Genomic DNA, 20,368 nt, shown 5'->3' with positions numbered 1-20,368 from the left:
ATGAGCGATTATATTGTAGTGAAATGCGGCGGTAGTATGTTGGATCAATTAAATAATGTGTTTTTTGATTGTATAAAGAAATTGCAACAGAAGTATAAAGTAGTGATTGTCCATGGTGGCGGTCCAGAAATTGATGCGCAATTAAAAGATTGTAACATCAAAGTAGAAAAAAGAGATGGGTTACGAGTAACACCGAAAGAAGTTATGGATATTGTTCAAATGGTGCTATGTGGAAGTACGAATAAAAGATTTGTAATGAAGTTGCAAAGGCATAATTTACTTGCGGTAGGTTGTTCAGGGTGTGACGGCAATTTACTTCAAGTTCAACCTGTTAGCGAAGAAATAGGATATGTGGGAGAAGTAAGTTATGTCGAAACGGCCTTACTAAAAGGATTGATAAATTTGAATTATATTCCTGTTATTGCTCCAATCGGGATGAATGATAATGAGATTTATAACATAAATGCGGATACCGCTGCAGCTGGAATTGCGGCCGCGTTATCCGCAAAAGAACTCATTTTTATTACGGATGTAGATGGGATATTACATGAAGGAAAGTTAGTAAAGAAAACGGATGAATTTGAAATTGTTAATTTAATAGAAAAAGGAGTTATTACAGGCGGGATGATTCCGAAAGTACAGGCGGCACTAGCGTCATTAAAAATGGGAGTGCAAAAGATAAGTATTGTGAACGGTACAAAAGATTTTACTGAAGTTACGGGAGAGTGTATCGGAACGACGGTAACGAAAGGAGTAAGTATCGTATGACAAGTCATCTTTTTCAAACGTATGGGAGAAGAAATATTGAGCTTGTAAAGGGGAGTGGAACGAAAGTTATTGATAAAAATGGTAAGCAATATTTAGATTTTACATCAGGAATTGGCGTATGTAATTTAGGACATTGTCACCCTACGGTTATGAAAGCTGTCCAAGAGCAACTTCATCATATATGGCATATATCTAACTTGTTTACAAACAGCTTACAAGAAGAAGTAGCGTCATTATTAACAGAAAATACAGCGTTAGATTCTGTTTTTTTCTGTAATAGCGGGGCAGAGGCGAATGAAGCTGCTTTGAAGCTAGCTCGTAAGCATACTGGAAAATCTCTCGTCATAACATGTCAGCAGTCTTTTCACGGTAGAACATTCGGAACGATGAGTGCGACGGGGCAAAACAAAGTGAAAGAAGGATTTGGTCCGCTCCTTCCGTCTTTTTTACATACCCCGTTTAACGATATAAAGGCGTTAGAGGAAGTAATGAATGAAGAAGTAGCGGCGGTAATGGTAGAAGTTGTTCAAGGAGAGGGAGGAGTCATTCCTGCTGATCTATCTTTTTTGAAAGCAATTGAAACATTATGTAATAAGTTCGGTTCCTTATTTATTATAGACGAAGTACAAACAGGGATTGGAAGAACAGGGACATTATTTGCTTACGAACAAATGGGAATAGATCCTCATATCATTACTGCCGCTAAGGCGCTTGGAAATGGCATACCCATTGGAGCGATGATTGGCCGGAAAGAACTTGGAACATCGTTTACTGCAGGATCACACGGTTCAACGTTTGGTGGGAATTATATTGCAATGGCTGCAGCGAAAGAAGTATTGCAAGTAAGTAAGAAACCATCGTTTTTAAAAGAAGTAAAGGAAAAGGGCGAGTACGTATTAGAGAAGTTGCGAGAGGAATTACGACATGTCGACTGTATTCAAAATATACGTGGTAAGGGGCTTATGATTGGGATTGAGTGTAAGCATGAAGTTGCAAGTTTTATAGAACAACTAGAGAAAGAAGGACTTCTCATATTACAAGCAGGACCTAATGTGATAAGACTATTACCACCACTCATTGTAATGAATGAAGAGTTAGAACAGGCAGTATATATGATAAAAAAAGTAGTTTGTTTAAAAAACGTATCAATCATATAAGGGGGAAGTTTCATGTCAACTGTACAAGTACCAAAATTAAATACGAAAGATCTTTTAACACTAGAAGAACTGACGCAAGAAGAAATCATTTCTTTAATTGAGTTCGCTGTATATTTAAAAAAGAATAAGCAGGAGCCTTTATTACAGGGGAAAATATTAGGGCTTATCTTTGATAAACATTCAACTCGTACTCGCGTATCTTTTGAAGCAGGAATGGTACAGCTCGGGGGACATGGCATGTTTTTAAGTGGGAAAGAGATGCAAATTGGAAGAGGAGAAACCGTTTCAGATACTGCGAAAGTATTATCTCATTATATTGACGGGATCATGATACGTACATTCTCACATGCGGATGTAGAAGAGCTTGCAAAAGAATCGAGCATTCCTGTAATTAATGGATTAACGGATGATCATCATCCTTGTCAAGCGTTGGCAGATTTAATGACAATATATGAAGAAGTAAATACATTTAAAGGAATAAAATTGGCTTATGTAGGTGACGGAAATAACGTATGTCATTCATTGTTGTTAGCAAGTGCGAAAGTCGGAATGAATATGACTGTTGCAACGCCTGTAGGGTATGAACCAAATGAGGGAATTGTAAAAAAAGCGTTAGCGATTGCTGAAGAAACAGGAGCTGAAATTGAAATTTTGCATAACCCTGAATTAGCGGTGAGTGAAGCAGATTTCATTTATACTGACGTTTGGATGAGTATGGGGCAAGAGGGGGAAGAAGAGAAATATACTTTATTTCAACCTTACCAAATTAATAAAGAGCTTGTTATGCATGCGAAGAAAACATATCGTTTCTTACACTGTTTACCTGCACATCGTGAAGAAGAAGTGACAGGAGAAATTATAGATGGACCACAGTCTATCGTTTTTGAGCAAGCTGGTAATCGATTGCATGCGCAAAAAGCATTATTAGTAAGTTTATTTAAAAATGTAGAAGAGCTTTCTTAAATGATGTGCACCTCCAATTGTTACGTACAAATAACAATTGGAGGTGCACTTTTTTACATTGAAATGTCATATGTATATTTAGTTAACCATTTTGATATCATCTATAATAAAAGAAAATGAAATTTGTTTTTCGGAGTGTGTAAGGGCATACTAGGTATAAAAATATAGTTAAAGAGATGATGAGAGTGAAAAAAACTAAGAACGCATATTCGTTTTTTCAGCGGATGTGGAGAATATTAAAGTTTCAATATTATAAGTTGCTTCGATCACCAGAAGGAGCAAAGAAAGTATCATTAGGTTTTGCAATTGGTTTTGGTTTAGAGATGCTGGTCATATATACGGCATCGCTCGTATATGTAATATTTTATCCGGTTGTTCGATTAGCAAAAGGATCTTTTCCTGCTGCGGTTATTGGTAATATTATCGGGAAAATATCGTTTCTACCGGTATTGTTATTTCCGTTTGCTTATGCGCTAGGAAAAATGATTTATCCATTTCATGTGCAAAAAATACATCATGAACCATTTACGATATCTGATTTGTTTTCAAGTCATATTTTTACGATATTGAAGGGTTTATTACAGAGTGAAGTGTATGTATTAATCGGAATGACGATTTTAGGAGTTGTGTTTGGTGTAGTTTCATATTTCGTTGTGCATTATTTATATGAAAAAAATCGTAAGTTACGTTTGAAGAACAGAAAAAAACGAGTGACAGAACCGCTCGTGCAAATATAAAGAGTGTCACACTCATTTTCTCCTTTGAATATGTTTAAGAAAAAGGGGGAGAGAATGAATGTATTATTATTATGTACCTCAAGTATATCCATATGTAAATTATTATCCGGCTTATGATATGAATAGACAATACGAATTATATCGACAACAACAATTACAGCAAATACCGCAAATACCACAGCAACAGCCTGCGCAAGAACAAAAACCATATTTAACGACATGGCCGTATTCAAATGTATACTATGGTAATTATTACGAATCATAAAGCTGCTTCTATTTAGAAGCAGCTTTATGCGTTTGTTTTCAAAATTAAATTTTGAATGGTTTGAAGAGAGTGAATGAGTTTTTCACGTTCTTCCTCAGATAATGTTTGAAAATTTTCTTTTAATTTGTCTAAAATGAATTGTTGATACTGATTTACTAACAATTTCCCTTCAGCTGTTAGGGAAATTAAAATGACCCGTCGATCTTTTTCGCTATAATGACGCTCTATTAGTTCTTCTTGAATCAGTTTGTTTAATAGAGGTGTCATGTTAGGCCGTGAAATCGCTAGCCGCTTGCCGATTTCGGAAACTGCTAATGTGCCATTTTCATGCAGAAGTAGCAATACTTGTGTATGTGATGGCGGCATATGTCTTTGAGAAGAAAATTCTCCAGGAAGCATAAATTTGCGATAAAAAAGAGGCACTAGCGAAAGAAGATGATCAACAATACGTTCCCACTCGCGTGATTCCATATAAAGGCCCCCTTCCACTCTCATTGTAACAAAAAAGACATGTTATAAAAATAGAATTGTTTCATGGAAACTTTAATATTTGTAGGCCAACACTTTTTTTGTAAATGAATCGGCAATAATCGTATAGCCTTTATCATTAGGGTGTACCTGGTCAAATAATAAATCTTTTTTATCATTCGATATTAATTTACGAATTGGTAAAACGATAGATGGTTGATTTGCTTTTGCAATGGAATAAACGGATTCATTCCAGCCATCTAAAAACATATCTGCATAACTGGCGATGGAGTCATCGAGTTGTAACGGGTTATAGAGTTCAGAAAGAATGAGTAAAGCATCCGGATTTTGATCTCGAACTGTCTTTACAATATTTTTTACATCCGCTTCAAAATGAGCCTTTTCTTTATTTAACATTTTAATACCATCTATAACACCGACATCACGATTTAAACGAAATAAATTATTTCCCCCAATATTAATTGTAATGATATTTGCCGCTCTAATTTTTTGCTTTACATCTTCTGATTGAACTTTTTTAGCGAGACGATCAGTTGTAAGGCCGTTTATCCCAAGGTTTTCTACTGTAATTGGTTTATGAATTTGTGTTTCTATTTGTCTAGAAGCTAATTCAGCAAATCCCCCTTGCGTTGATCCATATCCTTTGGCGAGTGAATCACCTAATACGAGATGATAAAAGGAATCGTTTGTTTGCTTATCAATCCAACTTGGAGTAGATGTTTTTTCTCCGGGTTCATTTTGTTTTGTCTCATCGTTCTTTTCAAAGTAAGAATAAGAAATGATTAGAAGGAGGAGACAAACAATTGTTAAGATGACTTTTTTCATATATTCATCCTCCTTGTAATTGGTAATTGTATCATATTCAGCAGTATTAACAATGTAAGGGCATATTATATGTTTATGAAAAGTTTACAATAACTTTACAGAAAATTTGTAGAAGTATGTCAAAAAATATTGACGATATGAAAGTACATTATATATGATAATGTCAGATAAGGTGAAACTTTAATGAGTAGGGCTATATTTCCAGCTAATTAAAGTCTCACTAATCAAGCGTTTAAGGGGACTACTCATTAGCGCAGGATGAAATGAAAATCTTATCTCTAATAGAAGAAAAAAGGTATGTGGTTAGAGACAAAGAGAGATTCATCTCATTATTTTTGGTAATTGTATAAGGGGGATTTTTTGTGAAAAAGTCAAAAAAAATGCTAGCTGGAGCAACGCTTGCTATTGGTGTAATAGCACCGCAAGTATTGCCAACAACAGCTTATGCGGATGAGAAAACAGGGGAGAGTACAGTTAACTTACGAATTCTAGAAACATCAGATATTCACGTTAACTTAATGAATTACGATTATTATCAAACGAAAACCGATAATAAAGTAGGTCTCGTACAAACGGCAACACTTGTTAATAAAGCACGTGAAGAAGCGAAGAACTCTGTCCTATTTGATGATGGGGATGCATTACAAGGGACACCGCTTGGAGATTATGTAGCGAATAAAATAAATGATCCGAAGAAGCCTGTGGATCCTAGTTATACACATCCATTATATCGTTTAATGAATTTAATGAAGTATGACGTCATCTCTCTTGGGAATCATGAATTTAACTACGGTTTAGACTATTTAAACAAAGTAATTAGTAAAACAGAGTTCCCGGTTATTAACTCGAACGTCTATAAAGATGATAAAGATAATAATGAAGAGAACGACCAAAACTACTTTAAACCATATCATGTTTTTGAAAAAGAAGTAGAAGATGAATCAGGGCAAAAACAAAAAGTGAAAATTGGCGTAATGGGATTTGTTCCACCTCAAGTTATGAACTGGGATAAAGCAAATTTAGAAGGAAAAGTGAAAGCAAAAGATATAGTTGAAACAGCGAAGAAAATGGTGCCGAAAATGAAAGCTGAAGGTGCAGATGTTATCGTTGCACTAGCGCACTCTGGTGTTGATAAGAGTGGATACAACGTTGGCATGGAAAACGCGTCGTATTATTTAACAGAAGTTCCTGGTGTAGATGCAGTATTAATGGGACATTCACATACTGAAGTGAAGGATATATTTAATGGTGTTCCAGTTGTAATGCCTGGTGTCTTTGGAAGTAATTTAGGTATTATTGATATGCAATTGAAAAAGGTAAACGGAAAATGGGAAGTACAAAAAGAGCAATCGAAGCCGCAACTTCGTCCGATTGCTGATAGTAAAGGGAACCCATTAGTACAATCTGATGAAAAATTAGTTAATGAAATTAAAGATGATCATCAAGCGACAATCGATTATGTGAATACAGCTGTAGGGAAAACGACAGCGCCAATTAATAGTTATTTCTCATTAGTACAAGATGATCCTTCTGTACAACTTGTGACAAATGCACAAAAATGGTATGTAGAAAAGTTATTTGCTGAAAATGGACAGTATAGCAAATATAAAGGAATTCCAGTTTTATCTGCGGGCGCACCATTTAAAGCGGGTGGCCGAAACGGTGCTACATATTATACAGATATTCCAGCTGGAACGTTAGCAATTAAAAACGTTGCAGATTTATATGTATATCCAAATACGTTATATGCTGTAAAAGTAAATGGGGCACAAGTGAAAGAATGGCTTGAAATGTCTGCAGGTCAGTTTAATCAAATCGATCCAAAGAAAACAGAAGAACAGCCGTTAGTAAATATAGGCTATCCTACATATAACTTCGATATTTTAGATGGCTTAAAATACGAAATTGATGTAACACAACCGGCGAAATACGATAAAGATGGAAAAGTTGTAAATGCAAATACGAATCGTATTATAAATATGACGTATGAAGGTAAACCAGTAGCTGACAATCAAGAGTTCATCGTCGCTACAAATAACTATCGTGGAAGTAGCCAAACGTTCCCAGGTGTAAGTAAAGGGGAAGTTGTATACCAATCACAAGATGAAACACGTCAAATCATTGTGAAGTATATGCAAGAAACACCAGTGATTGATCCAGCAGCAGATAAAAATTGGACGTTTAAACCAATTGTTGCAGATAAATTAAATACAACATTCGATTCTTCACCAAATGCACAAAAGTATATAAAGAAAGATGGGAAAATATCATATGTTGGACCATCTGAAAATGAATTTGCTAAATATGCAATTGATATAACGAAGAAGAACGATGAGGGTAAAGAAACTGGTGGAGAGAATCCAACAACACCGCCAACAGGTGAAGGAAATAATGGAGAGAATCCAACAACACCGCCAACAGGTGAAGGAAATAATGGAGAAAATCCAACGACACCACCAACAGGTGAAGGTAGTAATGGAGAAAATCCAACGACACCACCAACAAATGAAGGTAATAATGGAAATAATGCAGGATCTGGACAAACTACAACGGATAATGAAAACTCAAAAGAAACAACAACTGCGAGTGGGAATAAAGAAGAACGAGATTTACCGAAAACAGGTACAAGTGTTGCTTCTACAATTGGAGCAGGCTTGGCGTTTGTTGGAGCGGGACTCCTTCTGTTATTCAGAAGAAAGAAAGCAAATAGATAGTCGAGAAATATAAAAAAGGATTACTGATTAAGGTAATCCTTTTTTATTATTATGAAATTGTTACTGTTTTTTCTTTCTTCCATGAAAGACCAAATCCAGTGAAACCAACGATAATTGTTAAGACTGGACACGCTAAACAGAAAATTGCGAATGGAAGGTAATCAAATGTCGGAACGCCAAGGACGTTCGATAAGAATACACCACTTACTCCCCATGGTACGAGCGGGTTAATAACTGTACCTGCATCTTCTAGTACGCGTGATAAATTTCTACGTTCTAAACCGACTTCATCGTATTTATTAGCAAATGCTTGTCCTGTTAAAACGATGGATAAGTATTGCTCCCCAAGTAAGAAATTTACACCAATTGCAGTTGAAGCAGTAGAAATAATTAAGCGTGTGCTATTTTTTACGAAGCTAGAGATGATATTCATCAGCTGCGTAATAATACCCATTCCTTGTAATAATCCTCCCATACAAAGAGCTAGGAAAATAAGGGCAATCGACATCATCATACTTTGTAGACCACCGCGAGATAGTAAGCTATCAATGTCTTTTATACCAGTTTTAGAAACGTAGCCGTCCTGCATAATTTTCATTAAATCAGCTAAAGAAGTGCTAGGTTTAAAAATAAAGAGAATAATAATTCCTACTACAATTCCAGCAAGCAATGTTGGAACTGCTGGAACTTTTTTAAATGCGAATAGGAACAGTAATAAAATTGGAATAAGTGTAACGATAGAAATTGTTGCATTTTTCTCTAATGTGCTAATAAAGTTTGTGAAGTCAACGTCTCCACTAGTACCGCTTCCTAAAATGAAAAATGCGATAAAAGCAATAATGAAAGCCGGAACTGTTGTCCAAAGCATGTTACGAATATGCTCAAATAAATCTACACCCGTTACAGCAGGAGCTAAGTTTGTTGTATCAGATAAAGGAGACATTTTATCTCCAAAGAATGCACCAGAAATAATTGCACCAGCGATTAGAGCTGGATCGTATCCGAGAGCACTACCCATACCCATAAAGGCAAGTCCTACAGTTGCGGCAGTTGTAAAGGCACTACCGATACTTGTTCCAACGATTGCACAGACAACAAAAACAGTTGGAACGAAAATTTTAGGAGATACAAGCTGGAAGCCGTATACCATTAAAGTTGGAATTGTTCCAGCAGCGATCCAAACACTAATTAATACGCCTACAAGTAAGAAAATAAAGATAGATGGAATACCAGCTGAAATACTACTAATCATCCCTTTTTCCATAGTAGACCAAGAGATTTTCTTCATAAATCCAAATGCTAATAAAAGCACGATACCAAATAAAATTGGGATGTGTGGTGAAACTTCTAATCGAATAACACTAAAGCCAATACAGAAAAAGATAAATAATGTTAAAAGAACAGATTCAATTTTTGAAACCATTGTTTTTCCCTCCTAGAGTAATCTAAAATAGCTCTTTTTTATATAAAATTCGCCAATATTGTTTATTTCCTTCTAAATTTTAGAATTTTGTGACAAATTACCGGTAATTGTTGATCTTTCAATATGATACGGAAATGATTGGATAAAAAAACGTCCCTGCATATAATTATGCAGGGACGAAGAAATCGCGGTACCACCCTAGCTTGTGAAATGAATGTATCACAAAATAAAGGGTCGTATGATATGCGCTAATAAAATAAAAAACGCCCCTGCAATATATGCAGGGACGAAAAATTCGCGGTACCACCCTAAATTGTGAAACAGTTTCATTTCACCACTCTTTAGATATAACGGTCTATAACCGTCTTTCACTACTCCTTACGTTTCGCAAAAGAAGCTCCAGGGGGTAATTCATAATTCGCTCTGTACTGGTTCGCACCGACCACCAGCTCTCTGAAATCAGAAATCGAAATACTACTAAATCCTATCAATGCCGATTCATATGATGTTAGTTAAATTTTTATCATATATTCATTATACATGTCAATAAAAATGTGTAATATTTTTTTAGGGAAATAAAGGAGATAGGTTTTAACGCCGAAAAATGTGCGTTATAATGAATTTGAAAGGGGAGGAAAGAGTGAAGAAAAAAATAATTCTTTTTACCACCTTACTAGTAATTGGCGGAAGTGCTGGAATTTACACGACTTTTGCAGCTGAATCAGAGCAGGCGAAGCAAAAGCAAATGCAGCAGTCAGAAGTGAAGAAAGCGAAAGAAACTGAAGAGAAGAAGTCGATGGAAAAAGCAGCTGAGAAACTAGGGGTTTCTACGGAAGGAAAAACAAAAGAAGAGGTTACGAAAGAAGTAAATACCGCGAGATTTGAGAAGCGCCATGATTTATTGATTGAACATGCAAAACAACTTGGAATTGATACAGAAGGAAAAAAAGATGAAGAGATTATTTTAGAAATTGGAAAGATACAACATGGAAAGTAGAACAACTTATCGTATGATAAGTTGTTCTTTTTTAAGAACTACTTGATTTAAAAATAATTGACAGTCATTTAGATTTAATGTTAACTATATTTATAAACTAGTTAACATTAGGGGTGACAATTGTGACTTTTAGTAAGAGTACGACTGACAAACCATCTTATACATATGAAGAATTATCGGAGAAAAACAAAGCCTATGTATGGCACCCATTTACACAAATGAAGGATTATTTAGAAGAAGATCCTGTCATTATTGAACGTGGAGAGGGCAGAAAGCTATACGATGTAAATGGAAATGAATATTGGGACGGTGTTTCGTCTATTTGGTTAAATGTTCATGGGCATCAAGTACCGGAACTAGATGAGGCAATTCGTAAACAATTAAATAAAATTGCCCATTCTACTATGCTAGGACTTGCTAACGTTCCATCTATTTTGTTAGCAGAAAAAATAATTGAAGTTGTACCAGAAGGATTGAAGAAAGTATTTTATTCAGACTCTGGTTCTAGCGCTGTTGAAATTGCAATTAAGATGGCCTTTCAATATTGGCAGCATAAAGGAAAACCGAAGAAACAAAGGTTTGTTACATTAAAAGAAGCGTATCACGGTGATACAATTGGAGCTGTTTCAGTAGGAGCAATAGACTTGTTTCACCAAGTGTATAGTTCACTTTTATTTGAAGCTATTAAAATGCCTTATCCATATACATATCGTTCTCCTTATGGAAATAATAAGGAGGAAATTGTAAAAAAACATTTAGAAGAAATGGAAGAGTTACTGAAAGACAAACATGAAGAAATTTCGGCGATTATTGTAGAGCCTTTAATGCAAGGTGCTGGCGGTATGATTACAATGCCAAAAGGATACTTAAAAGGGCTACGTAATTTATGTACAAAATATAACGTTTTATTTATTACAGATGAGGTAGCGACTGGATTTGGGCGTACCGGGAAAATGTTTGCATGTGAACATGAAAATGTAACGCCGGACATTTTAACAGCCGGAAAAGGTTTAACGGGCGGATATTTACCTGTTGCAATCACTGTAACGACAGATGAAATTTATAATGCCTTTTTAGGAGGCTATGAAGAACAAAAAACGTTTTTCCACGGTCATAGTTATACAGGGAATCCGTTAGGGTGTGCGGTAGCAATTGCGAATTTAGAACTATACGAGAAAACAAATTTAATAGAAGAAGTGGCACGTAAAACAGAATATGTGGCGACGCAATTAGAAGAACTTTTTGCATATAAACATGTAGGGGATATTCGTCAGTGCGGGTTAATGGTTGGAATTGAACTTGTGAAGAATAAGGAAACGAAAGAAGCGTTTGAATGGACAGAGAGAGTCGGTGTTCAAGTATGTAAACGCTCAAGAGAGCTAGGCATGATATTGCGACCGCTCGGTAATACGATTGTCTTTATGCCACCTCTTGCTTCTACAATTGATGAGATTGATGATATGTTACGTATTTTGTATAAAGCAATCTCGGATGTTACGGAGGGAGAATAATGAGCGGTTTTTTTATAACAGCAACGGATACTGAAGTGGGGAAAACTGTCGTTGCCGGTGCATTAGCAGGTGTATTTAGAGAATTGGGATATAACATCGGGGTATATAAACCGTTGCAAAGTGGACATGTTGCATCAAATCCAGAGGGAGATGCAGCAAGGTTAAAGGCATTATCAGGTGTACCGACAAAAGAAGATGAAATTTGCCCGTATTCTATTGAAGAGCCGCTTGCTCCGAGACTTGCCATGAAAAGAGCTGGAAGGACAGTAACGTTAAAAGACATTATTCATCATTATAATGAACGATTGACAGAGTTTAATAGTTTGCTTGTAGAAGGAGCAGGTGGATTAGCTGTTCCGTATACAGAGGACGCTTTAGTAATTGATTTCGCAAAAGAATTACAGCTTCCTCTTATTGTAGTAGCGCGTCCTACATTAGGAACAGTAAATCATACCGTTTTAACGGTTGCTTATGCAAAGGCACATGGTTTAACAGTAGCAGGTGTCATTTTATCTGGCTGCAAAGATTGTGAAATGGAAAGAGTACAAGAAAATAAAGAAATGATTGAAGAGTTAAGTGGGGTACCGGTTTTAGGTTTATTACCATTCTTTGAAGGTGAGTTTACAAAAGAAGAAGTCTTGGAATCTGCTAAAGAATATATAATGATTTCAAAATTAGAGGAGCTTATCCGAAATGAATCAAACGTGGCGCACACATCTTCAATCTAAATTGCAACAATTAAATAAGCAAGGGCAGTATCGTAATTTACATGTAACAGAACAAGCAGAAGAGACATGGCTTGTTCGAGATGAGAAAAGGATGTTAAATTTAGCATCAAATAATTATTTAGGGTTAGCTGGAGATGAAAGGTTAAAAGAAGCTGCTATTGCATGCACAAGAAAATATGGAACTGGGGCGACAGCATCAAGGCTCGTTGTAGGAAATTATTCACTGTATGAAGAGGCTGAGAGAAGTATATGCGATTGGAAAGGAACTGAAAAATCCTTAGTTGTAAATAGTGGATATACCGCAAATGTTGGAGTGATTTCTTCATTAGCCAGTCGTCACGATATTGTGTTTAGTGACAAATTAAATCATGCAAGCATCGTTGATGGAATTATATTAAGCGGGGCAGAACATAAAAGATATCGTCATAATGATTTAGATCATTTAGAGAAGTTGTTGCAAGTAGCGCCGCCGAAAAAGAAGAAATTAATCGTAACGGATACTGTTTTTAGTATGGACGGTGATACTGCACATTTAAGAGAACTAGTGCAAATGAAAGAGAAATACGGAGCGATGATTATAGTTGATGAAGCACATGCGAGTGGAATATATGGAATGGATGGAGCAGGATTGTCCCATATAGAAAAAGATATTGCTCAAAAAATTGATATACATATGGGGACGTTTAGCAAGGCTTTAGGGTGTTATGGTGCGTATTTGACAGGCGATGCAATTTATATAGAGTATTTACAAAATATGATGAGAAGCTTTATTTTTACTACTGCATTACCGCCAGGAACATTAGGGGCGGTACAAAAAGCAATTGAAATTGTGAAAGAAGATAATGAAAGAAGAGAGAGACTTGTAGAGAATGGAGCATATTTCAGAAACCATTTACGAGAAGCTGGTTTTGATATTGGGAATAGCTCAACTCATATTGTACCGATTGTAGTCGGTTTAAATGAAACAGCTTTACGGTTTAGTAAAAGGTTGCAAGAGGTAGGTATTGCAGCAATTGCAATTCGTCCACCAACGGTTCCAGTTAATAGTTCAAGGATCCGTTTTGCAGTTACGTCCGAACATACAATAGCTGATTTGAATTGGGCTATTCAGCATATTATACGCATTGGTAAAGAAGAGGGGTTTTTAGTATGAAAGAGCTAAAGATTATTTTTATTCCTGGGTGGGGAATGGAAGAAGATGTTTGGACTTTAGTTCTGCCGTATTTTAAAGGGTATTCTGTTCAATGTATCAATTGGCGTAATGTGAAAGAACAAAGTGAATTCGCGGGGCGAATAATAGAGGTAGCAAAGGATGAAAATGTAATTTTAGTTGGATGGTCACTAGGGGCGTTAGCGGCAGTTCAAGCTCATAAAAAGATTAAGGCAAAAGGTATCGTATTAATTGGTGGTACTGCCAAATTTACAAATACGAGCGACTATACGAGTGGATGGAATGCTTTGCATGTAGAACGGCTGAAAAAGAATTTGGCGAGAAAGAAAGAAGATACGCTCAAGCGTTTTTATGAAAATATGTTTACGAAAGATGAGCTGAAAGAGAATAAAAGGTTTGAAGATATAATAAAACACTTTAAAGGTGATTGTATTCAGTCTTTACAATTAGGTTTAGATTATTTAATAGAAACAGATATGAGAGAAGAACTGAAAGAAGTTAAAGTACCTATACTACTTATTCACGGAGAGCAGGATGTAATATGTCCATTGTCTGCAGCGCATAGTATGGCTGAGACTGCAACTGCAACGCTCAAGGTAGTAAAGGAGGCTGGACACGCATTATGCGTAACGAATTTTGAATATTGTGGAAGTGAGATAACTCAATTTGTAGAGGGGATACGACATGATCAACAAAACGTTACTACAAAAACGGTTTAACGTGGCAGCTGTATCCTACGATCAATATGCAAATGTACAAAAAAAGATGGCACAGTCATTACTTTCTACATTGAATCGGCGATATAGTGCAAATGCATCGATACGTATTTTAGAACTTGGATGCGGGACAGGATATGTTACAGAGCAATTATCAAACTTATTTCCGAAAGCACATATTACAGCTATTGATTTTGCTGAAAGTATGATTGCAGTTGCAAAAGCTAGAAAAAATGTGAACAATGTAACATTTTACTGTGAGGATATCGAACGATTACGATTAGAAAAAACGTATGATGTCATTATTTCAAATGCCACATTTCAATGGCTAAATGATTTAAAACAAGTGATAAGAAATTTATTTCATCATTTGTCTATAGATGGGATATTACTCTTTTCAACGTTTGGACAGGAAACATTTCAAGAGTTGCATGCTTCGTTCCAGCGGGCGAAAGAAGAAAAAAATATACAAAATGAAACATCGATTGGGCAACGGTTTTATTCGAAAAATCAGTTGCGCCATATTTGTGAAATAGAAACAGGGGATGTACATGTTTCTGAAACATGTTACATAGAAAGATTTACAGAAGTTAGGGAGTTTCTACATTCTATTCGAAAAGTAGGAGCAACCAATAGTAATGAAGAAACATATTGTCAAAGTCCCTCACTCTTTCGTGCGATGCTTCGCATATACGAAAGAGACTTCACGGAAAATGAAGGGATAATGGCAACGTATCACGCTTTATTTATGCATATAACAAAAGAGGGGAAGAGATGAAATGAAACAAGTACAAACAAAAAGGGATTGGAAAAAACTTGCATATGACGTAGTAGAAGAGAAAATGATTACGAAAGAGGATGCAATAGCTATATTAGAAGCTGATGATACAGAAGTGTTAGAAATTATGAATGCTGCTTACATCATTCGCCATCATCACTTTGGTAAGAAAGTAAAATTGAATATGATTATTAATACGAAATCTGGCTTATGTCCTGAAGATTGCGGATATTGTTCACAGTCTATTATTTCAGAAGCACCGATCGATAAATATGCATGGCTAACGCAGGAAAAGATTGTAGAAGGAGCGCATGAAGCAATTCGCCGTAAAGCGGGTACGTATTGTATTGTGGCATCTGGTCGTCGTCCGACGGATAAAGAGGTGAATCACGTAATTGGAGCAGTTAAGGAGATTCGTGAAACGACAGATTTAAAGATTTGTTGTTGTTTAGGTTTCTTAAACGAAGATCAAGCAGGACGTTTAGCAGAAGCAGGTGTACATCGTTATAACCACAACTTAAATACACATGCGAATAATTACGAAAGCATTTGCTCCACTCATACGTATGACGATCGTGTTGATACAGTTCAAAAAGCGAAACAAGCGGGTATTTCACCATGCTCTGGTGCAATTTTTGGAATGGGAGAAACAATAGAAGAGCGTGCTGAAATTGCATTCGAATTACAACGTATAGATGCAGATTCAATTCCATGTAATTTCCTTGTTGCTGTAAAGGGTACGCCGCTTGAAGGACAAAAAGTATTAACGCCGGTAGAATGTTTAAAAGTACTGGCGATGATGCGTTTTGTAAACCCAACGAAAGAAATTCGCATTTCAGGAGGACGTGAAATCAATTTACGTTCTGTACAGCCAATCGGTTTATTTGCAGCAAACTCTATCTTTGTCGGGGATTATTTAACAACAGCTGGGCAAGAGCCGACTGCAGACTGGGGTATGATTGAAGATTTAGGATTTGAGATTGAAGAATGTGCATTATAAGATAGATAAAAGCAAACTTGTAAAAGAGTTTGCTTTTTTTTGTAAATAAAATGTAATAAATAGTTGTAAACACTTGATACTATTGGTTTTTGAGCGAAAAAAAGAATTTTGGTGGACGAATTTTCCAAGCCCCAATTGTACATAGTAAATATGTAATTTATATTGGGTTGGAGGATTTTACATGCACAAATATATATTAGCGATAATGATTTGTCTCATTTTACTAAAAGCAATAAGTGCTGATCCAGTTAAGGCCGCCGAAAATCCTGAACAAAAAGAGATGCAACAACGAATTGAACAACATTTTCGAACGAAAGCTGAACATTTTGGATTGAAAACAGAAGGGAAAGATTTAAAGGAAGTACGAAAAGAAATTACTATTATAGAAGAAGCGAAGAAAAGAGAGAATGTATGGAGAACAGCACAAACGCTTCGTATACAAACAGAAGGAAAAACAATGGATGAATTAATAAAAGATGTACGGAAAAAAGTAAAGAAATAAAAAAAGAGGCCGCAGCCTCTTTTTTTATGCCCATTGTTTTGATAAGTGAGCCATTTCAATTGCAGCAACGGCGGATTCATAGCCTTTATTACCAGCTTTCGTGCCCGCGCGTTCAATCGCTTGCTCGATCGTTTCTGTCGTTAATACACCGAAAATAATTGGGATGTCTGTTTGTAGTGATAAAGATGCAACGCCTTTTGCCACTTCATTACAAACGTAATCGTAATGTGTTGTAGCACCGCGAATTACAGTGCCTAACGTAATAACAGCATCATACTTCCCGCTATTAGCCATCTTTTTAGCGATTAAAGGAATTTCGAATGCGCCAGGAACCCAAGCGACATCGATATCAGTTTCTTCTACACCGTGACGCTTTAATCCGTCTAAAGCTCCGCCGAGTAACTTACTTGTAATAAATTCATTAAAACGTCCAACAACAACCCCAACTTTTAATCCTGTACCAACTAAATGACCTTCGAATACCATAATGAATCTCTCCCTTTATTATAAGTTTAGTAAATGTCCTAATTTGTTTACTTTCGTTTGTAAATACGTTTTATTCTCTTCTTTTGTTGGCATTTGCAATGGGACACGCTCGGTTACTTCTAAATCATAACCTTGTAAGCCAGCAATTTTTCGCGGATTATTCGTTAATAATCGTAAATGTTGTAAACCTAAATCTTTTAAAATTTGAGCGCCGATACCATAATCACGCAAATCCGCTGGGAACCCAAGCTTTTCATTTGCTTCTACAGTATCGAAGCCTTCTTCTTGTAACTTATAAGCGCGAAGCTTATTCAGAAGGCCAATGCCTCGACCTTCTTGTCTCATATAAAGAAGAACGCCTTTTCCTTCACGCTCAATTTGAGCAAGTGCAGCATGGAGTTGTGGTCCGCAATCACAACGGTACGAGCCAAATACATCACCTGTTAAGCACTCTGAATGAACGCGTACAAGTACAGGATCTCCCGTTGAAATATCACCTTTTACGAGTGCGATATGCTCTTTCGAGTCTAATGAATTAGAATAGCCAATTGCATGGAAAGTACCGAAATCTGTAGGTAATGTAATTTCCACTTCTCGCATCACTAATGTTTCATGGTGGCGGCGATAAGCAATTAAATCTTCTATTGTAATCATTTTTATATCAAATTGTTTTGCACACTGCAGTAAATCAGGTACGCGAGCCATCGTACCGTCCTCATTAATAATTTCGCAAATGACGCCAGCTGGTTCTGCTCCGCAAAGCTGTGCTAAATCGACAGCAGCTTCTGTATGACCAGCACGGCGCAGAACACCGCCTTCTTTCGCAATTAATGGAAAGATATGTCCAGGACGATTGAAATCAGCACCTTTTGATGCAGGATTTAACAACTCTCGTATCGTAGTTGCACGTTCGTGAGCGCTAATCCCTGTTGTTGTAGAAACGTGATCAATGCTCACTGTAAATGCAGTATGATGCGAATCTGTATTATGAGCTACCATTGGTTCTAATTGTAGACGTTCTGCGTACTCTTCCGTAATTGGTACACAAACGAGGCCGCGCCCATGTGTAATCATAAAGTTAATTGTTTCTGGCGTAATATACTCTGCTAAAGCGATAAAATCGCCTTCATTTTCACGGTTTTCATCATCACATACGATTACGACTTTCCCTTGTTTTAAATCTTCTAGAGCTTCTTCAATACGATGAAACATCATGCTTCCCCCTTATAAAAATCCGTTTTCTTGTAAAAAGCTTTCGGTCATTGAACCTGTTCGTTTTACAGGTTTAGAAATAAAGCGTTCGATATATTTACCAATCATGTCACACTCAATATTTACGATGTCACCGGCATTTTTTTCTCCGATAACAGATTCACTTACTGTGTGCGGGATGAGTGAGATTGTAATGGAAGATTCGTCTATATCAAATATTGTTAAACTCGTTCCATCAACAGCAACGGATCCTTTATGCAAACAATAGCGCAATAACTCATCAGCAATAGCTATTTTGTAATAGACGGCATTATAGTGTTGTTTTTTGCTTACTATCGTTCCGATGCCATCAATATGTCCTGAAACGAAATGTCCACCGAATCGTCCGTTTGCAGCCATTGCACGTTCTAAATTTATTTTACAGTGCGGTTTAAGCATGCGAAGTGATGTTGATTGCATCGTTTCAGGCATTGCATCCACCGTGAATGAAGTTGTTGTGAAACTCGTTACAGTTAAGCAAATACCGTTAACTGCGATACTATCACCTAAGTGGATATCGGATAAAATTTTATTTGCATGGATCGTTAACTTCATTGCTTCTCCGCTTTGTTGCATGTTTGCAATCGTTCCTAATTCTTCTACAATTCCTGTAAACATTCCGTCACCTCACTTCGGGTATTCGCAACAATTTTTATATCATCGCCAATTTGTTTCATCTCTTGAATTTCCAAGGAAAGTGCATCTTGTAATGTTGAAAAACCATTTCCGCCAAATAAAGTAGGGGCATCTCTCCCACCAATTAATTTTGGACTTATATAAGTTACAATTTCATTGAAATACTTTGTTTGTAAGAAACTTGCATGAATCGATTGTCCTCCTTCAACGAATAGAGAAAGAATTTGCTTCTCTCCAAGCAAGAAAAGGAGGTCCTTAATTTCAATTTGCTTCGTTTTCATTTGGAATATCACTATATTTTCAGATTCATAAGAAGCTATATTCTCTTTATTTACATCCTTACCGACAAAAATCCAAGTCGGTGCTAAACCATCTGTTATGACATGAGAAGATGGTGGTGTTCGTAAATGGGTATCTAAAATAACGCGTATAGGATGTTTACCCCCGTTAGGAATTCTTGTTGTTAAATGTGGATTATCAGCTATAACTGTATTCACTCCAACGAGAATTGCATCATGTGTATGGCGATATTGGTGAACATCAGCTCGTGCTTCTTCTTCTGTAATCCACTTACTGTCACCAGTGACAGTCGCTGTTTTTCCGTCTAAGCTCATTGCTGTTTTTATTGTTACAAATGGACGTTTCGTTTTCATGTAATGAAAAAAGTAGCGATTTAATAAAACTGCTTCCGCTTCAAGAACACCAGTTGTTACGTCGATGCCAGCCTCTTCTAATCTCCTTTTTCCATTACCAGAAACGAGCGGATTACAATCAAGGGTAGCAATTACAACGCGCTTAACTTCCTTTTCGATGAGCAATTCACAGCAAGGTGGTGTTTTTCCAAAATGGTTACACGGTTCAAGTGTTACATACACGGTAGCTCCTTTTGCTTTTTCACCAGCCATATGAAGAGCATGAACTTCTGCGTGTTCTTCACCAGCACGTAAATGAGCTCCCATACCGACGATGTTTCCGTCTTTTACAACAACAGCACCAACCATAGGATTTGGACTTGTTTGTCCAGATGTTCCTTCTGCTAACTGCAGAGCAATCCTCATATATTCTTGATCTGTCATTCTCTTCACCTCTCCTGAAAAAATCAAAAAACCCCAAGGATTTTATATCCTTGGGGTTTGGGAGACGTGATTTCTAGAAATATAGTTCGAATACGAAAGTACAGGAAAGAAACCTAACGATGATTGATATTTTTGCATAAGGAAAAAACCTAGCAAAATATCGAATTTTTCAAAC

At 36.5% G+C, this 20,368-nt stretch carries 21 protein-coding genes and 1 other annotated feature; of the genes, 14 read left to right on the top strand and 7 right to left on the bottom strand.

Annotated features, from left to right (window positions below; translation table 11 throughout):
• From argB to ACTFOB_RS21400, 5 genes are all read left to right on the top strand, one after another.
• Positions 1–768 carry an acetylglutamate kinase gene (gene argB, locus ACTFOB_RS21420; RefSeq protein ID WP_440028816.1) on the top strand — a complete coding sequence of 256 codons (768 nt, stop codon included), beginning with the start codon at positions 1–3 and terminating at the stop codon, positions 766–768.
• Entirely contained in the window at positions 765–1,925 is a 1,161-nt protein-coding gene (locus tag ACTFOB_RS21415) for an acetylornithine transaminase (protein WP_440028813.1), read from the top strand. Before argB ends, ACTFOB_RS21415 begins: the two co-directional genes overlap by 4 nt.
• A gap of 12 nt (positions 1,926–1,937) precedes the next feature.
• Positions 1,938–2,888 (top strand): ornithine carbamoyltransferase, encoded by a 951-nt coding sequence (gene argF, locus ACTFOB_RS21410; RefSeq protein WP_440028810.1) that lies wholly within the window; start codon positions 1,938–1,940, stop codon positions 2,886–2,888.
• 176 nt (positions 2,889–3,064) lie between these two features.
• Complete coding sequence (locus tag ACTFOB_RS21405) at positions 3,065–3,625, top strand: DUF2062 domain-containing protein (RefSeq protein WP_440028808.1); 561 nt, start codon at positions 3,065–3,067, stop codon at positions 3,623–3,625.
• Between the two features lie 58 nt (positions 3,626–3,683).
• Positions 3,684–3,890 (top strand): hypothetical protein, encoded by a 207-nt coding sequence (locus tag ACTFOB_RS21400; RefSeq protein WP_440028806.1) that lies wholly within the window; start codon positions 3,684–3,686, stop codon positions 3,888–3,890.
• A gap of 24 nt (positions 3,891–3,914) precedes the next feature.
• Here the strand turns inward: ACTFOB_RS21400 and ACTFOB_RS21395 are convergent, their stop codons facing one another.
• Positions 3,915–4,361, bottom strand: a complete 447-nt coding sequence (locus ACTFOB_RS21395; RefSeq protein WP_000445817.1) for a MarR family winged helix-turn-helix transcriptional regulator — start codon at positions 4,359–4,361, stop codon at positions 3,915–3,917.
• A gap of 72 nt (positions 4,362–4,433) precedes the next feature.
• Complete coding sequence (locus tag ACTFOB_RS21390) at positions 4,434–5,204, bottom strand: GDSL-type esterase/lipase family protein (RefSeq protein ID WP_440028803.1); 771 nt, start codon at positions 5,202–5,204, stop codon at positions 4,434–4,436.
• 362 nt (positions 5,205–5,566) lie between these two features.
• Here ACTFOB_RS21390 and cpdB point away from each other — a divergent pair, with 362 nt between their 5' ends.
• Positions 5,567–7,918 carry a bifunctional 2',3'-cyclic-nucleotide 2'-phosphodiesterase/3'-nucleotidase gene (gene cpdB / locus ACTFOB_RS21385; protein WP_440028800.1) on the top strand — a complete coding sequence of 784 codons (2,352 nt, stop codon included), beginning with the start codon at positions 5,567–5,569 and terminating at the stop codon, positions 7,916–7,918.
• Positions 7,919–7,967: 49 nt separating this feature from the next.
• Here cpdB and nhaC read toward each other — a convergent pair whose 3' ends face one another.
• Entirely contained in the window at positions 7,968–9,341 is a 1,374-nt protein-coding gene (nhaC, locus tag ACTFOB_RS21380; protein ID WP_440028797.1) for a Na+/H+ antiporter NhaC, read from the bottom strand.
• Positions 9,342–9,620: 279 nt separating this feature from the next.
• Positions 9,621–9,841, bottom strand: a binding site (T-box leader).
• A gap of 140 nt (positions 9,842–9,981) precedes the next feature.
• On the opposite strand from nhaC, the gene ACTFOB_RS21375 reads away from it, so the two are divergent.
• From ACTFOB_RS21375 to ACTFOB_RS21340, 8 genes are all read left to right on the top strand, one after another.
• The gene (locus ACTFOB_RS21375) at positions 9,982–10,338 is read left to right on the top strand and encodes a hypothetical protein (protein WP_440028794.1); all 357 of its coding nucleotides are present in this window, start codon (positions 9,982–9,984) and stop codon (positions 10,336–10,338) included.
• A 122-nt stretch (positions 10,339–10,460) separates the two neighbouring features.
• Positions 10,461–11,849: an adenosylmethionine--8-amino-7-oxononanoate transaminase gene (bioA, locus tag ACTFOB_RS21370; protein WP_440028791.1), complete on the top strand. Its 1,389-nt coding sequence runs from the start codon at positions 10,461–10,463 to the stop codon at positions 11,847–11,849.
• Positions 11,849–12,577, top strand: coding sequence for an ATP-dependent dethiobiotin synthetase BioD (gene bioD, locus ACTFOB_RS21365; protein ID WP_440028788.1), 729 nt, complete (start codon positions 11,849–11,851; stop codon positions 12,575–12,577). Before bioA ends, bioD begins: the two co-directional genes overlap by 1 nt.
• Positions 12,543–13,730 carry an 8-amino-7-oxononanoate synthase gene (bioF, locus tag ACTFOB_RS21360; protein WP_440028785.1) on the top strand — a complete coding sequence of 396 codons (1,188 nt, stop codon included), beginning with the start codon at positions 12,543–12,545 and terminating at the stop codon, positions 13,728–13,730. The genes bioD and bioF overlap by 35 nt, the downstream gene beginning before the upstream one ends.
• A complete protein-coding gene (locus ACTFOB_RS21355; RefSeq protein WP_440028782.1) occupies positions 13,727–14,467 on the top strand; it encodes an alpha/beta fold hydrolase in 741 nt (246 codons plus the stop codon). Before bioF ends, ACTFOB_RS21355 begins: the two co-directional genes overlap by 4 nt.
• The gene (gene bioC, locus ACTFOB_RS21350) at positions 14,433–15,242 is read left to right on the top strand and encodes a malonyl-ACP O-methyltransferase BioC (RefSeq protein ID WP_440028781.1); all 810 of its coding nucleotides are present in this window, start codon (positions 14,433–14,435) and stop codon (positions 15,240–15,242) included. Before ACTFOB_RS21355 ends, bioC begins: the two co-directional genes overlap by 35 nt.
• Before the next feature lies 1 nt (position 15,243).
• The gene (gene bioB, locus ACTFOB_RS21345) at positions 15,244–16,242 is read left to right on the top strand and encodes a biotin synthase (protein ID WP_440028779.1); all 999 of its coding nucleotides are present in this window, start codon (positions 15,244–15,246) and stop codon (positions 16,240–16,242) included.
• A 181-nt stretch (positions 16,243–16,423) separates the two neighbouring features.
• On the top strand, positions 16,424–16,744 hold the full coding sequence (locus ACTFOB_RS21340) for a hypothetical protein (RefSeq protein WP_277481444.1): 321 nt from the start codon (positions 16,424–16,426) through the stop codon (positions 16,742–16,744).
• Positions 16,745–16,768: 24 nt separating this feature from the next.
• Here ACTFOB_RS21340 and ribH read toward each other — a convergent pair whose 3' ends face one another.
• Genes ribH through ribD form a run of 4 tightly spaced genes read right to left on the bottom strand, consistent with a single transcriptional unit; the run spans position 16,769 to position 20,193 of the window.
• The gene (gene ribH, locus ACTFOB_RS21335) at positions 16,769–17,230 is read right to left on the bottom strand and encodes a 6,7-dimethyl-8-ribityllumazine synthase (protein WP_440028777.1); all 462 of its coding nucleotides are present in this window, start codon (positions 17,228–17,230) and stop codon (positions 16,769–16,771) included.
• 18 nt (positions 17,231–17,248) lie between these two features.
• Entirely contained in the window at positions 17,249–18,442 is a 1,194-nt protein-coding gene (ribBA, locus tag ACTFOB_RS21330) for a bifunctional 3,4-dihydroxy-2-butanone 4-phosphate synthase/GTP cyclohydrolase II (RefSeq protein ID WP_440028776.1), read from the bottom strand.
• Between the two features lie 12 nt (positions 18,443–18,454).
• Positions 18,455–19,099: a riboflavin synthase gene (ribE, locus tag ACTFOB_RS21325; protein WP_440028774.1), complete on the bottom strand. Its 645-nt coding sequence runs from the start codon at positions 19,097–19,099 to the stop codon at positions 18,455–18,457.
• Positions 19,081–20,193 carry a bifunctional diaminohydroxyphosphoribosylaminopyrimidine deaminase/5-amino-6-(5-phosphoribosylamino)uracil reductase RibD gene (ribD, locus tag ACTFOB_RS21320; RefSeq protein WP_440028772.1) on the bottom strand — a complete coding sequence of 371 codons (1,113 nt, stop codon included), beginning with the start codon at positions 20,191–20,193 and terminating at the stop codon, positions 19,081–19,083. The genes ribE and ribD overlap by 19 nt, the downstream gene beginning before the upstream one ends.
• Positions 20,194–20,368: the final 175 nt, after the last annotated feature.

It is taken from the genome of Bacillus cereus group sp. MYBK79-1 (genome assembly GCF_051915365.1).
In the GTDB taxonomy this organism is placed as follows: Bacteria; Bacillota; Bacilli; order Bacillales; family Bacillaceae_G; genus Bacillus_A.
The sequence above is the reverse complement of the archived record's forward strand: the minus strand, read 5'-3'. Positions and strand labels throughout refer to the sequence as shown.

Bases quoted from the DNA above. Each gene is read 5' to 3' on its own strand.
- ACTFOB_RS21395 (WP_000445817.1), bottom strand. From the start codon at position 4,361: ATGGAATCACGCGAGTGGGAACGTATTGTTGATCATCTTCTTTCGCTA.
- bioC (WP_440028781.1), top strand. From the start codon at position 14,433: ATGATCAACAAAACGTTACTACAAAAACGGTTTAACGTGGCAGCTGTA.
- ribH (WP_440028777.1), bottom strand. From the start codon at position 17,230: ATGGTATTCGAAGGTCATTTAGTTGGTACAGGATTAAAAGTTGGGGTT.
- ACTFOB_RS21355 (WP_440028782.1), top strand. From the start codon at position 13,727: ATGAAAGAGCTAAAGATTATTTTTATTCCTGGGTGGGGAATGGAAGAA.
- argF (WP_440028810.1), top strand. From the start codon at position 1,938: ATGTCAACTGTACAAGTACCAAAATTAAATACGAAAGATCTTTTAACA.
- nhaC (WP_440028797.1), bottom strand. From the start codon at position 9,341: ATGGTTTCAAAAATTGAATCTGTTCTTTTAACATTATTTATCTTTTTC.
- ACTFOB_RS21340 (WP_277481444.1), top strand. From the start codon at position 16,424: ATGCACAAATATATATTAGCGATAATGATTTGTCTCATTTTACTAAAA.
- ribD (WP_440028772.1), bottom strand. From the start codon at position 20,193: ATGACAGATCAAGAATATATGAGGATTGCTCTGCAGTTAGCAGAAGGA.
- bioD (WP_440028788.1), top strand. From the start codon at position 11,849: ATGAGCGGTTTTTTTATAACAGCAACGGATACTGAAGTGGGGAAAACT.
- ACTFOB_RS21390 (WP_440028803.1), bottom strand. From the start codon at position 5,204: ATGAAAAAAGTCATCTTAACAATTGTTTGTCTCCTCCTTCTAATCATT.
- bioF (WP_440028785.1), top strand. From the start codon at position 12,543: ATGAATCAAACGTGGCGCACACATCTTCAATCTAAATTGCAACAATTA.
- ribE (WP_440028774.1), bottom strand. From the start codon at position 19,099: ATGTTTACAGGAATTGTAGAAGAATTAGGAACGATTGCAAACATGCAA.
- ACTFOB_RS21400 (WP_440028806.1), top strand. From the start codon at position 3,684: ATGTATTATTATTATGTACCTCAAGTATATCCATATGTAAATTATTAT.
- bioB (WP_440028779.1), top strand. From the start codon at position 15,244: ATGAAACAAGTACAAACAAAAAGGGATTGGAAAAAACTTGCATATGAC.
- argB (WP_440028816.1), top strand. From the start codon at position 1: ATGAGCGATTATATTGTAGTGAAATGCGGCGGTAGTATGTTGGATCAA.
- ACTFOB_RS21405 (WP_440028808.1), top strand. From the start codon at position 3,065: ATGATGAGAGTGAAAAAAACTAAGAACGCATATTCGTTTTTTCAGCGG.
- ribBA (WP_440028776.1), bottom strand. From the start codon at position 18,442: ATGTTTCATCGTATTGAAGAAGCTCTAGAAGATTTAAAACAAGGGAAA.
- ACTFOB_RS21415 (WP_440028813.1), top strand. From the start codon at position 765: ATGACAAGTCATCTTTTTCAAACGTATGGGAGAAGAAATATTGAGCTT.